The sequence below is a fragment of the Cupriavidus sp. GW823-FHT06D04 genome, assembly GCF_058795055.1.
Window position 1 is genome coordinate 1 of sequence record NZ_JBXAHL010000057.1, and the last position, 12126, is coordinate 12126.

Below are 12126 nucleotides of genomic sequence, written 5' to 3' on the forward strand. Positions count from 1 at the left end.
ACTACGTAGAGCATCACGTAGCGCCGTAGGAATCCTCGTCCTTTCCGCCGTAAGGCGGCAGCCGAAGGCTGAGGACGAGGAGGATGTCAAGCCATTGATCAGGTCCAGCACGGTGTCGGCCACTTCGCTGCCGCGATGCGGGCTGCCGATGGTGGTGACCGAGGCCACGTCCTGCGGCGACATCGCCGCCAGCATGCGCGAGGTCGGCCCGCCCTGGCTGTGGCCGATCAGGTTGACCTTGTCGGCGCCGCTTTCCAGCTTGACCGCGTGCACATAGGCCTGCAGCGCCAGCGCGCGCTCTTCATCGCTGTTGAACGACGGCACCGTGGCCACATAGACTTGCGCGCCGTTGGCCCGCAGCACCTCGGGGATGCCATACCAGTAGTCGAGCGCACCACCCATCTTGGCCGCGCCGGTCAATCCGTGGACCAGCACGATCGGGTAGCGCGTCTTCGCATAGTCGCCGCTCGCGGCCAGCGCGGGTGCTGGCTGCGCCAGCATGGCCGCCACGGCCAGCGCGGCTGTGCCTGCCAGCCTGTGCCAGGCCTTGCCGGCCTTCTGCTCGCGTAGCGCGGGCGTGCGTTGTCCGCACGCGTGGTGTCCGCAGTGCTCCATCTTGTCTCCTCGGTGGTGGGTCTTTTTATGTTGGAAGCAGTAAAGACGGGCCGACGCGAGGAGACAATCAAAACATTAGCGGATTCCTTCTAAACGGCCAATACAGCCGCGGGCTGCAAGGGCATGCGGGTGCTGGAAAGCAGCTGTTCGTAAATGTAGCACTGCAGCAGCGTCAGCTCGCGCTCGGCCAGCACGTCGAAGGCCACGCCGAAGGCCGGGAAGTCGGCATCGTCGCTGGCCGCGCCGGGGGGCGCGAGGCGGACCCAGCCGTCGATGGTGACCTCGCTGTCCAGCGACGCCGTGCGCATCTTGAAGCGCAGCCGTACGCGGCTGCCCGGCGCCGGCGCAGGCGCGGTGGTCTGCACCAGCGCGCCACCGGTGCTGAGGTCGGACAGCAGCGCCAGCCGCGCCGTGCCGGTGTCGATGCCGTCGTCATCGCCGGGCTCGGTCAGGTAGGCCGCCAGCCGGGTAGGCACGCGCGCGGCCTTGCGTACCGGCGTTGCGTGCTTCTGCACCGGCGCCGACAGCACCAGGTAGCGAAACGGGCTGCGGCACACGGCGGTGATGGTCGAGGTGAAGCTGTGGATGGCCTGTCCGGAGAAGCCGCGCAGCAGCACGGAATCGCCCGCCTGCAGCGGCAGGTCGCGCCCGCCGAGCTGCGGCCAGGTGACAAACAGGCCCTGCTCGATAAAACCGATCAGGCGGCTGGCGGCCGGGCGCGCGGCCTCGCCCTCATGCTTGACATGCAGCAGCGTGCCGACCTGCAGGCCAAGCGGCCCGGTGGTCGGACGCAGTTCGTCATCGGCATCGTCGTGACCATCTTCGCGGCAGACCACGCCATGGTGGAACACCAGCGCCAGGTCGCGTTCATCGGGAATGACACTGCCGCTGCCGAGCACCAGGTTGCCCTCGCCATCGAGCAATGACCAGGGCAGCGGGTATCCGACGGGAAGATCGTTAGGTGTGAGCTGGATCATGGCTGTTCGCAGTAGGCCCCGGCATTGGACGCCACGGGGCATGGCAAGCCCTGGGCGGAGCTGACGCGCAGGATCCGCCACCTGTATCAGGTTTCTATCGGCGCCGGCGCGGCGAAATTAAGCCCTCGGCGATTGACTAAGGCCGCATGTGTAGCATTCGCTCCCTACGGAAACCTTGACGCGCCGCAAAGTTAGGCCGAAAATCCGCAAAAGCTGTCTGACAGCCTGACATATCAAACCATGACCATCCTGCCTCGCCCGGCCTCCCTCGCCAGCCGTATCGCCCAGACCCTGCACGACGATATCCTCGCCGGCCGCTATGGCGCGGGCGCGCGCCTGCCGGCCGAGGCCAGCCTGGCCGACACCTTCGGCGTGAGCCGGCCGATCGTGCGCGAGGCCATCGCCCAGTTGAAGGCCGATGGCGTGCTGGTGACGCGCAAGGGCTCGGGCGCTTATGTGTCGGAGACGCCGGGCGGCCAGGCCTGGCGCGTGGCCAGCGCGCCCGACGGCGGCCCGACGCTGGCGCAGCTGTTCGAACTGCGCCGGGTGGTGGAAACCGCCTGCGCCGAAATGGCCGCGCAGCGGCGCACGGATGCCGATATCGATGCCATCCGCGGCGCACTGGCGGCGATGCAGGCACAGGCCGACGGCCAGGGCGACATGGCCAGCGCGGCGGCGGCCGACATGGCCTTCCACCATGCCATTGCGGAAGCCACGCACAACCCCTGCTTTACCGGCCTGACCGATTTCGTCAGCCAGCAGATGCTGGCCGCGCGCCAGCGCGCCTGGGAGAACACCTCGCGGCTGAGCGTGACGACCGGCGCGCCGCGCGCCGCCGACCAGGAACATGCGGCGCTGGCCGAAGCCATTGCCGCCGGCGACGCCGCGGCCGCCCGCAACGCCGCGCAACAGCACCTTGCGGCCGCCGCCGCGCGCCTCGACCTGACGGCCTGAGTCCCGAACACACAGACATTGAAGCGAGGAACAACCATGGAAACAGTGGATTGCGTCGTCATCGGCGCCGGCGTGGTGGGACTGGCGGTGGCGCGCGCACTCGCGCTGCAGGGCCGCGAAGTAATCATCCTGGAAGCCGAGAACGCCTTCGGCACCATCACCAGCGCGCGCAACAGCGAGGTCATCCACGCCGGCATCTACTACCCGGCCGGCTCGCTCAAGGCGCAGCTGTGCGTGCGCGGCAAGGCCATGCTGTACAACTACTGCGCCAGCCACCACGTGGCGCACCAGCGCTGCGGCAAGCTGATCGTGGCCACCAGCGCGGCCCAGGTGGCCACGCTCGAAGGCATCCGCGCCAAGGCGGCGGCCAACGGCGTGGACGACCTGCGCCTCGTCAGCCGCGCCGAGGCGCAGGCGCTTGAGCCGCAACTGCAGTGCCATGCCGCGCTGCTGTCACCGTCGACCGGGATTGTCGACAGCCATGGCCTGATGACCGCACTGCTGGGCGACGCGGAAAACGCCGGCGCGATGCTGGCGGTGCAGTCGCCGGTGCTGGGCGGCGCGGTGACGCCGGACGGCATCCGGCTGGAGATCGGCAACGAGGATGGCAGCGTCACCACGCTGCTGGCGCGCACGGTGGTGAACTCGGCCGGGCTGACCGCGCCGGAACTGGCGCGCCGCATCGACGGCATGCCCGAGGCCCATATCCCGCCGCAGTACTACGCCAAGGGCTGCTATTTCACGCTGGCCGGACGCGCGCCGTTCTCACGGCTGATCTACCCGGTGCCCGAGGCGGCTGGGCTGGGCGTGCACCTGACCATCGACCTGGGCGGGCAGGCGCGCTTCGGCCCCAATGTGCGCTGGATCGACGAGATCGAATACGGCGTGGACCCAGCCGACGCCGACGGCTTCTATGACGAGGTGCGGCGCTACTGGCCCGGACTGGCCGACGGCGCGCTGCAACCCGGCTATGCCGGCATCCGCCCCAAGATCAGCGGCCCGCATGAGGCGGCGGCAGACTTCCGCATCGACGGCCCCGCCGTGCACGGCGTGCCGGGGCTGGTTCACCTGTTCGGCATCGAGTCGCCGGGGCTGACCTCGTCGCTGGCGATCGCCGAGCGGGTCTGCGCAGCGCTGGCCTGAGCGGCGCCATCGCCTTCCGCGCGAAAGCTCATCACCGCACAGAGCGCGCCGGCCGCCGCGGCAATGGCGGCCAGCCCGAACGTATGCTCGGGCGCCAGCGCGTTCCAGGTCCAGCCCATCGCCAGCCCGCCCAGCGTGCCGCCGACGCCGTAGGAAATGCCCGTGTACAGCGCCTGCCCGCGCCCCTGCAGCGGCCCGGCAAACCAGGCCTGCAACCGCTTCAGGCTGGCGCTGTGGTGCGCGGCAAAGGTGGCCGCGTGCAGCACCTGCACCAGCGCCATGAGCCAGGCAAACTGGGCAAAGTAGCCGGTCAGGCCGAAGCGCAGCGCCGCCAGCACAAAGGTGCCGGCCAGGATGGTGCGCAGCGAATAGCGCGCGAACAGCAGGCCCTGGTAGTAGAAGAAAACGATCTCGGCGACCACGCCGATGGTCCACATCACGCCAATGGCGAACTTGCTGTAGCCCAGCTGTGCCAGCCACAGCGAATAAAACACATAGAGCGCGGCGTGCGCGAACATCATCAGGAAGGCTGACGCCAGGAACCAGGCCACGTCCGGGCGGCGCAGCAGCGGCAAGGCGCGCGGCGGCGCAGTGTGCGGACCGTCGGCGGCGGCGTCGCGCATGGTCAGCACCACCCCGGCCAGGATCGCCAGCAGCGTGCTGGCCACCCACGGGAAGGCGCGCATGCCGACCGCTTCGAACAAGGCCCCGCCGGCCAGTACCGCGCCGATAAAACCGACCGAGCCGAACATGCGGATGCGGCCGTAGCTATGGTCGAAGGCGCCGTAGCGGCGCAGCGTGGAGATGGTCAGGGCATCGCCCAGCGGCGACATCGCGCTGGTCAACAGGCTCAGCGTCAGCATCATCGCCATCATGCCGCCGTAGCTGCCGACACCCGGCAGCATCAGGAAAGCCAACAACGAGGTGAACGCGCTCACGCGCAGGATGCGCACGCGCGTGTGCATCACGTCGGACAGCCAGCCCCACAGGTAGGGCCCGACGATGCGGCTGACCTGGAAGCTCGCCATCAGCACGCCGATCTGCACCGGGTTGAAGCCGCGGTCGGCGAAATACAGGCTGACGTACGGCGAAATCAGGCCGACGTAGCCGTAGTAGCCAAGGTAGAAGAGCCCGAAACGGGCGTAGTCGGGGCGGCCGGCGCCGGTGGCGCCGCCGCCCGCGAAAGGCGTGGCCAACGCGAGGTCAGATCAAGGCGTCTGGCCGGCCTGCGCGGGAATGCGCGGCGTATCGACCTTGACGTCGCCGCACTGGGCGCGGTGGCGCAGGGCGTGGTCGATCAGCACCAGCGCCAGCATGGCCTCGGCGATCGGCGTGGCGCGGATGCCCACGCACGGGTCGTGGCGGCCGAAGGTCTCGACGGTGGCGGCATTGCCGGCCTTGTCGATCGATTCGCGCGGGGTGCGGATGGAAGACGTCGGCTTGATCGCCAGCGACACCGTGACGTCCTGGCCGGTGGAGATACCGCCCAGCACGCCGCCGGAATTGTTGGTGCGGAAGCCCTCGGCGGTCAGCTCGTCGCCATGGACGCTGCCGCGCTGGGCCACGCTGTCGAAGCCGGCGCCGATCTCCACGCCCTTGACCGCGTTGATGCCCATCATGGCGTGGGCAATGTCGGCGTCGAGCCTGTCGAACAGCGGCTCGCCCAGGCCCACCGGCACGTTGCTGGCCACCACCTCGATGCGTGCGCCGACGGAGTCGCCGTCGCGGCGCAGCGCGTCCATATAGGTTTCCAGTTCAGGGATGACGTCGGCATTGGCCGCGAAGAACGGGTTCTGCGGCACATGCGACCAGTCCGTGAACGGCACGGCGATTTCGCCCAGCTGCGACATGTAGCCCCGGATCTCGGTGCCGTACTTTTCGCGCAGCCACTTCTTGGCCACCGCCCCGGCCGCCACCACCGGCGCGGTCAGGCGCGCCGACGAGCGGCCGCCGCCGCGATGGTCGCGGATGCCGTACTTCTGCCAGTAGGTGTAGTCGGCATGGCCCGGGCGGAAGGTCTCGACGATATTGCCGTAGTCCTTGCTGCGCTGGTCGGTATTGCGGATCAGCAGGCAGATCGGGGTGCCAGTGGTCTTGCCCTCGAACACGCCGGACAGGATCTCGACCTGATCGGCTTCCTGGCGCTGCGTGACGTGGCGCGAGGTGCCGGGCCGGCGGCGGTCCAGGTCGCCCTGGATGTCGGCCTCGGTCAGCGCCATGCCCGGCGGGCAGCCGTCCACCACCGCGCCGATGGCGGGCCCGTGCGATTCGCCGAAGGTGGTAACAGTGAAAAGCAGGCCAAGGGTGTTGCCGGACATGATGGAAACCGCACAGGAATTGGGGAAGGTTTCCATTGTAAGGCCAATGGCGGGCCTCGGGCGGCCCGACAGGCTCAGGCGGCGGCGCTTGCCAGCACCAGTTCGGGGTAGAACTCGGCGCGCATCCGCTCCATATAGGCCACCAGGTTGGCATGCCCCTCGGCCGCGGTGCGGATCGGAGTGTCGAATACGGGGCACAGCAGGCTGCCGGCAAAGGCAAACAGCGTGGCGTCGGCCCCGCATGGCGCGTTGCCCATCAGGTAGGGCTTGTCGCCCAGGATGTCGGCAATCGAGGTCACGCCCTTGCTGGCCAGCGCCACCAGGTCTTCTTCGCTGTGCCGGCCCAGGCCCTGCCCCCACAGCGTCTTGCGCACCTTGTAGCGCACCAGCCGCTCGGCCAGGCCGCGCACCGGCGCCGGCACGCCGCGGAAGAACTGGGCCGGCCCCTTGTCGAAGTTGGCCTGGTCCAGCCAGCGCACCCGCGCCACCGCCCAGTACAGGTGGTCTTCCATCAGCTTCTCGGCGGCCCAGGCGATGCCGCGCTCGGCCGCGCTCAGGCCGGCGTCGAAGTCGATGTGGTAGGTCTTCTCGATATGCCAGCGGATCATGGTGGAATCCGCCACGATCCGGCCCATGTCGTCCAGGTAGGGCAGCTTGCCCTTGGGCGCGCGCCGCAGGCTGCCGCGGCGCGCCTGGTAAGGCAGGCCGGCCAGCTTGAGCAGCATCTCGGCCTTGGTGACGAAGGGGCTGGCGTCGGGCAGCCCGAAGGCGGGGCCAAAGGTATAGAGCGTGATCATTGTGGATTCGGGTTCCGCACAACGGATTTAGCGCCAGTCGCCGCGCAGGGCCTGCACCATCTGCTGCAGCCCCTCCGGGGTGGCGGCCTCGGGCGGCACGGGCTCGCCCACCACCAGCTCCAGCCGGTTCAGGATGCCGCGCCGGAACGGCCGCGACATCGCCGGTGCCCCCTTGCGCGAGAAGAAGCTGCCCCACAGCCCGCGCAGCGCCATCGGCACCACCGGCACCGGCGTGCGCCGGATGATCTGCTGCACGCCCTGCTTGAACGGGTTGATCTCGCCGGTGGCGGTGATCTTGCCTTCGGGGAAGATGCAGACCAGATCCCCCTCGTCCAGCGCCTGCGCCACGCTGTCATAGGCACGCTTGAGCATGTCCGGATTCTCGTGCGCCGGCGCGATCGGGATCGCCCGGGCCTGGCGGAAGAACCACGACAGCAGCGGCACCCTGAAGATGTTGTGGTCCATCAGGAAGCGCACCGGGCGCGGGCTGCAGGCCATCAGCACCACCGCGTCGGCAAAGCTGACGTGGTTGCAGACCAGCACGGCCGGGCCGTCGGCGGGAATGCGCTCGGCGTTGACGCGGCGCAGCCGGTAGAGGGTATGGACCAGGATCCACGCGATAAAGCGCAGCAGGAATTCCGGCACCAGCGAGTAGATGTAGACCGCCACCACCGCATTGAGCAGCCCCACCACCAGGAACAGCTGCGGGATGCTGTAGCCCGCCCGCGTCATCGCCACGCCCAGCAGCGAAGCGGCAATCATGAAGAAGCTGTTCAGGATGTTGTTGGCGGCGATGATGCGGGCGCGGTGCGTGGGTGCGCTGCGGCTCTGGATCAGCGCGTACAGCGGCACGCTGTAGAACCCGCCGAACATGGCCAGCAAGAACAGGTCCACCAGCACGCGCCAGTGGCGCGGCTCGGCCAGGAAGCCGCCGATGCCGCTCAGCGCCACGGGTGCCTGCCCCTGGCTGGCAAAGTACAGGTCGACTGCGAACACTGTCATGCCGATCGAGCCGAACGGCACCAGGCCGATCTCGACATGGCGCCCGGACAAGCGCTCGCACAGCAGTGAACCGGTGCCGATGCCCAGCGAGAACACCGCCAGCAGCAGCGTCACCACGTTCTGGTCGCCGCCCAGCACATCCTTGGCATAGCTGAAGAACGAGGTCAGGAAGGTGGCGCCCAGGAACCACAACCACGAAATGCCGAGCAGGCTCAGGAATACCGTGCGGTTGCCGCGCGCCAGCACCAGGTTGCGCCAGGTCTCGGAGAACGGGTTCCAGTTGATGCGCAGGTCCGGCTGCGGCGCCGGCGAGACCGGGATGCGGCCCGACACCAGCCGCCCCGCCACCGCGATCACCACGCACACCGCGCCCACGTACATCGGCCCCACGATCGTGCCGCCCTGCTGAAGCCCGGCCAGTTCGCCGCCGATCAGCGTCCCGATCAGGATCGCGACAAAGGTGCCCATCTCCACCATCCCGTTGCCGCCGACCAGCTCGCTTTCATCCAGGTGCTGCGGCAGGTAGGCAAACTTGACCGGGCCGAATAGCGTGGAATGCAGCCCCATCAGGAAGGTGCCGGCGTACAGCAGCGGCGCGCTGTGCCAGGCAAAGCCGGCCAGGCCCAGCACCATGATGGCGATTTCCAGCGACTTGACCAGCCGGATCAGGCGCGACTTCTCCAGCTTGTCGGCGATCTGCCCGCTGGTGGCCGAAAACAGCACGAACGGCGCGATAAAGATGGCCGAGATCAGAAAGGCCGCGCTGCGCGCGTCCACGCCCTCGAACAGTGCCGTGTGGTAAGTCACCAGCGAGGTGAAGGCGACCTTGAAGACGTTGTCGTTCATCGCCCCAAGGAACTGGGTCCAGAAGAACGGGGCGAAGCGGCGCAGGCCGAGCAGTCGGAACTGGCTGTGTTGGCTCATGGATGGGCCGGTCGGTCAGGGGACCGCCGCCGAAATGGGAACGCCGGCTAGTGTGCCGGAGCCGGGGTTCGGCCGCCACCCCGCCACGGCCCCGTGGCGCCAACCGAGGGTATTTCCGAAGGAAGCTTCAGCCCGGGCGGCCCGGCGCAATTACTCGGCGCGCTCTTCCGGCCAGTCGCGGATATAGGCCTTGAGCATCTTGTTCTCGAAGCTCTGGTCCTCGACTACGGCCTTGGCGACGTCGTAGAAGGAAATCACGCCCATCAGCGTGCGGTTGTCGAGCACCGGCAGGTAGCGGGTGTGACGTTCCAGCATCATGCGGCGGACCTCGTTGACGTCGGTCTCCATGGTGCAGGTCAGCGGCGCATCGTCCATCACCTTGCGGATGCTGGTGCTGCCGACGTTGCCATTATTTCGGGCCAGCGTCTCGATGATCTCGCGGAAGGTCAGCATGCCGACCAGGTCGCCGTATTCCATCACCACCAGCGAGCCGATATCGTGCTCGGCCATGGTGTGGACGGCTACCAGCAAGGAGGTGTCAGGCGTCACGGTATAGAGCGTATTGCCCTTGATCTGGAGGATGTCGCTGACTTTCATGTTGGTCTCCGCTGCCTGCGCTCAAACTGAGGGCATCGCTCCGGCCGGGGGCACAGGGGGCGATACCGGTCACATTGTTATCTGTCTATGGGTGTGCGGGCGCACTCTGCATCGTAGCGCCCCGTTGGCCGATCCTAGCCCAAACCCGCCGTCAAAGTAAAGCGGGAGGCCGGTTTGCGGGCGTCGGCGGGCGCACGGTGCTACGATGCTGGCCGGAGACAACTCAAGGCCGACCGACCATGTCCGGAACCCGATTCGACACGCTTGCGCTGCACGCCGGCGCCGCGCCAGACCCCGCCACCGGGGCCCGCGCCACCCCTATCCACCTGACCACGTCCTTCGTGTTCCGCGACAGCGAGCACGCCGCGTCGCTGTTCAACATGGAGCGCGCGGGGCACGTCTACTCTCGTATTTCCAACCCCACCGTGGCCGTGCTCGAAGAGCGCATCGCCGCGCTGGAGAACGGCGCCGGCGCCATCGCCACGGCCTCGGGCCAGGCCGCGCTGCACCTGGCGGTGGCCACTCTGATGGGCGCGGGCTCGCACGTGGTGGCCTCGTCGGCACTGTATGGCGGCTCGCACAACTTGCTGCACTACACTCTGCGCCGCTTCGGCATCGAGACCACCTTTGTCAAGGCGCGCGACATCGACGCCTGGCGCGCGGCGATCCGGCCCAATACCCGGCTGCTGTTCGGCGAGACCCTGGGCAACCCGGGACTGGACGTGCTGGACATCCCGACGCTGGCGCAACTGGGCCAGGACAACGGCATCCCGTTGCTGGTGGATTCCACCTTCACCACGCCCTACCTGCTGCGCCCGTTCGACCACGGCGCCGGCCTGCTCTACCATTCGGCCACCAAGTTCCTGGGCGGCCACGGCACCACCATCGGCGGCGTGCTGGTCGAAGGCGGCACCTTCGACTTCGAGGCCTCCGGGCGCTTCCCGGAGCTGTCCGAGCCGTACGAGGGCTTCCACAACATGGTGTTCACCGAGGAAAGCACGGTGGCGCCCTTCCTGCTGCGCGCGCGCCGCGAGGGCCTGCGCGACTTCGGTGCCTGCATGAACCCGATGGCCGCCTGGCAGCTGCTGCAGGGCGTGGAGACGCTGCCGCTGCGCATGAGCCGGCATGTCGACAACACTCGCAAGGTGGTGCAGTTCCTGGTCTCGCACCCGATGGTGGAATCGGTGTCCTACCCGGAACTGGAATCGCACCCTGACTACGAACTGGCCAAGCGCCTGCTGCCGCGCGGCTGCGGCGCGGTGTTCAGCTTCAACCTGAAGGGCAACCGCGTGGCCGGCCAGCGCTTTATCGAGAGCATGTCGCTGTTCTCGCACCTGGCCAACGTGGGCGACGCACGCTCGCTGGTGATCCACCCGGCTTCGACCACGCACTTCCGCATGGACGCGGCGGCGCTGCAGTCGGCCGGCATCACCGAGGGCACGATCCGGCTGTCGATCGGGCTGGAAGACCCGGATGACCTGATCGACGATCTCAAGCGCGGCCTGAAGGCGGCCGAAAAGGCCATGAGCGGCAAGGGAGGGCAAGCCTGATGGAACTGACCATTGCAGGCCAGCCGGCCTACGCCTATACCGGCGGCAAACCCTTCGATCCCGCCCTGCCCTGTGCCGTGTTTGTCCACGGCGCGCAGAACGACCACAGCGTGTGGGCCCTGCAGACGCGCTGGTTTGCCAACCACGGCTTCTCGGTGCTGGCGGTGGACCTGCCGGGCCACAACCGCAGCAAGGGCGCGCCGCTGGCCACCGTCGAGGCCATGGCCGACTGGGTCATGGCGCTGGTGGCGGCCGCCGGCGTGAAGGCGCCGGCCTTCGTGTTCGGCCACAGCATGGGCTCGCTGATCGCGCTGGAATGCGCGGCGCGGCATGCGCAGGCCGTGCGCGGCATCGGCCTGCTGGCCACGGCTTACCCGATGAAGGTCTCGGACGCGCTGCTGGACGCTTCGCTCAACCGCGAGGGCGAGGCCATCGCCATGGTCAACACCTGGTCGCATTCGAGCCTGGCCAACAAGCCGTCTTCGCCCGGGCCGGGCGCGTGGATGCACGGCGGCAGCCAGCGGCTGATGGAGCGCGTGTCGCGCAACAACCCGCAGGCCCATGTGTTCCACAATGACTTCTCGGCCTGCAATGCCTACGCCCATGGCGAAGAGGCCGCGGCCGCGGTCGCCTGCCCCGCGCTCTTCATCACCGGCACCAAGGACATGATGACGTCGCCCAAGGCGGCCCAGGCGCTGGCCGGCAAGATGGCCAAGGCGAACCTGGTCACGGTCCCGTGCGGCCACGCGCTGATGGGCGAACGCCCGGATGAAGTGCTGGACGCGCTGGCGGCGTTTGCGCGCAAGGTGGTCGCGGCCGGCTAAGCCTGGCCGCAGATGGCTGGCCGGCCACGCCGGCGGCCAGCCTCCCGGCACCTCTGCGCAGAAGGTCTACACTGCACAAAACAAGACCTGCCGGAGACAGCCATGGCCCACGCCCGCGCGCGCGAGTTCGAAAACTTCGCGGCCTTTTATCCCTACTACCTGGCCGAACACCAGAACCGTACCTGCCGGCGGCTGCATTTTGCCGGGTCGACGGTGGCGCTGCTGTGTCTGGTGGCGCTGGTGGTTACCGGCAATGCGTGGTGGCTGCTGGCCGCTGTGCTGGCAGGTTACGCCTTTGCCTGGGTCGGGCACTTTGGTTTCGAGAAGAACCGGCCGGCGACGTTCCGGCATCCGCTTTACAGCCTGATGGGAGACTGGGTGATGTATGCCGATATCTGGCGGGGCAAGATTCCGTTCTAGGCAAC

General features: G+C 68.2%; 12 protein-coding genes. 5 read left to right on the forward strand and 7 right to left on the reverse strand.

The features are described 5' to 3' along the window. Window positions 1-615 (reverse strand): esterase/lipase family protein (locus tag AC1Q7H_RS36695; RefSeq protein WP_492379904.1); only part of this gene is annotated, 615 nt, incomplete at its 3' end. An 89-nt stretch (window positions 616-704) separates the two neighbouring features. Then, window positions 705-1592 carry a flagellar brake protein gene (locus tag AC1Q7H_RS36700; protein WP_041227847.1) on the reverse strand — a complete coding sequence of 296 codons (888 nt, stop codon included), beginning with the start codon at window positions 1590-1592 and terminating at the stop codon, window positions 705-707. A gap of 240 nt (window positions 1593-1832) precedes the next feature. Between AC1Q7H_RS36700 and AC1Q7H_RS36705 the strand changes: the two genes are divergently transcribed. Next, window positions 1833-2546, forward strand: coding sequence for a FadR/GntR family transcriptional regulator (locus AC1Q7H_RS36705; protein WP_492382338.1), 714 nt, complete (start codon window positions 1833-1835; stop codon window positions 2544-2546). Window positions 2547-2582: 36 nt separating this feature from the next. Continuing rightward, window positions 2583-3689, forward strand: a complete 1107-nt coding sequence (locus tag AC1Q7H_RS36710) for an NAD(P)/FAD-dependent oxidoreductase (RefSeq protein ID WP_013956304.1) — start codon at window positions 2583-2585, stop codon at window positions 3687-3689. Here the strand turns inward: AC1Q7H_RS36710 and AC1Q7H_RS36715 are convergent. From AC1Q7H_RS36715 to AC1Q7H_RS36735, 5 genes are all read right to left on the reverse strand, one after another. Beyond that, window positions 3611-4885 carry an MFS transporter gene (locus AC1Q7H_RS36715; RefSeq protein WP_153956396.1) on the reverse strand — a complete coding sequence of 425 codons (1275 nt, stop codon included), beginning with the start codon at window positions 4883-4885 and terminating at the stop codon, window positions 3611-3613. The genes AC1Q7H_RS36710 and AC1Q7H_RS36715 overlap by 79 nt on opposite strands. 12 nt (window positions 4886-4897) lie before the next feature. After that, window positions 4898-6007 carry a chorismate synthase gene (gene aroC / locus AC1Q7H_RS36720; protein WP_041227845.1) on the reverse strand — a complete coding sequence of 370 codons (1110 nt, stop codon included), beginning with the start codon at window positions 6005-6007 and terminating at the stop codon, window positions 4898-4900. 74 nt (window positions 6008-6081) lie between these two features. Beyond that, complete coding sequence (locus tag AC1Q7H_RS36725) at window positions 6082-6804, reverse strand: glutathione S-transferase C-terminal domain-containing protein (protein WP_013956301.1); 723 nt, start codon at window positions 6802-6804, stop codon at window positions 6082-6084. 27 nt (window positions 6805-6831) lie between these two features. Continuing rightward, window positions 6832-8730 carry an MFS transporter gene (locus tag AC1Q7H_RS36730; protein ID WP_013956300.1) on the reverse strand — a complete coding sequence of 633 codons (1899 nt, stop codon included), beginning with the start codon at window positions 8728-8730 and terminating at the stop codon, window positions 6832-6834. Window positions 8731-8880: 150 nt separating this feature from the next. Further along, complete coding sequence (locus tag AC1Q7H_RS36735; protein ID WP_013956299.1) at window positions 8881-9327, reverse strand: CBS domain-containing protein; 447 nt, start codon at window positions 9325-9327, stop codon at window positions 8881-8883. 239 nt (window positions 9328-9566) lie between these two features. On the opposite strand from AC1Q7H_RS36735, the gene AC1Q7H_RS36740 reads away from it, so the two are divergent. From AC1Q7H_RS36740 to AC1Q7H_RS36750, 3 genes are all read left to right on the forward strand, one after another. After that, window positions 9567-10877, forward strand: a complete 1311-nt coding sequence (locus AC1Q7H_RS36740; RefSeq protein ID WP_013956298.1) for an O-acetylhomoserine aminocarboxypropyltransferase — start codon at window positions 9567-9569, stop codon at window positions 10875-10877. After that, on the forward strand, window positions 10877-11701 hold the full coding sequence (locus AC1Q7H_RS36745) for an alpha/beta fold hydrolase (protein ID WP_153956397.1): 825 nt from the start codon (window positions 10877-10879) through the stop codon (window positions 11699-11701). Before AC1Q7H_RS36740 ends, AC1Q7H_RS36745 begins: the two co-directional genes overlap by 1 nt. 102 nt (window positions 11702-11803) lie before the next feature. Continuing rightward, a complete protein-coding gene (locus AC1Q7H_RS36750; RefSeq protein ID WP_013956296.1) occupies window positions 11804-12121 on the forward strand; it encodes an Mpo1-like protein in 318 nt (105 codons plus the stop codon). The last annotated feature ends 5 nt before the right edge of the window (window positions 12122-12126 follow it).

Excerpts from the sequence above, each read along its gene's own strand:
- AC1Q7H_RS36700 (WP_041227847.1), bottom strand. The coding sequence starts at position 1,592 with ATGATCCAGCTCACACCTAACGATCTTCCCGTCGGATACCCGCTGCCC.
- AC1Q7H_RS36705 (WP_492382338.1), top strand. The coding sequence starts at position 1,833 with ATGACCATCCTGCCTCGCCCGGCCTCCCTCGCCAGCCGTATCGCCCAG.
- AC1Q7H_RS36725 (WP_013956301.1), bottom strand. The coding sequence starts at position 6,804 with ATGATCACGCTCTATACCTTTGGCCCCGCCTTCGGGCTGCCCGACGCC.
- AC1Q7H_RS36750 (WP_013956296.1), top strand. The coding sequence starts at position 11,804 with ATGGCCCACGCCCGCGCGCGCGAGTTCGAAAACTTCGCGGCCTTTTAT.
- AC1Q7H_RS36730 (WP_013956300.1), bottom strand. The coding sequence starts at position 8,730 with ATGAGCCAACACAGCCAGTTCCGACTGCTCGGCCTGCGCCGCTTCGCC.
- AC1Q7H_RS36735 (WP_013956299.1), bottom strand. The coding sequence starts at position 9,327 with ATGAAAGTCAGCGACATCCTCCAGATCAAGGGCAATACGCTCTATACC.
- aroC (WP_041227845.1), bottom strand. The coding sequence starts at position 6,007 with ATGTCCGGCAACACCCTTGGCCTGCTTTTCACTGTTACCACCTTCGGC.
- AC1Q7H_RS36740 (WP_013956298.1), top strand. The coding sequence starts at position 9,567 with ATGTCCGGAACCCGATTCGACACGCTTGCGCTGCACGCCGGCGCCGCG.
- AC1Q7H_RS36745 (WP_153956397.1), top strand. The coding sequence starts at position 10,877 with ATGGAACTGACCATTGCAGGCCAGCCGGCCTACGCCTATACCGGCGGC.
- AC1Q7H_RS36710 (WP_013956304.1), top strand. The coding sequence starts at position 2,583 with ATGGAAACAGTGGATTGCGTCGTCATCGGCGCCGGCGTGGTGGGACTG.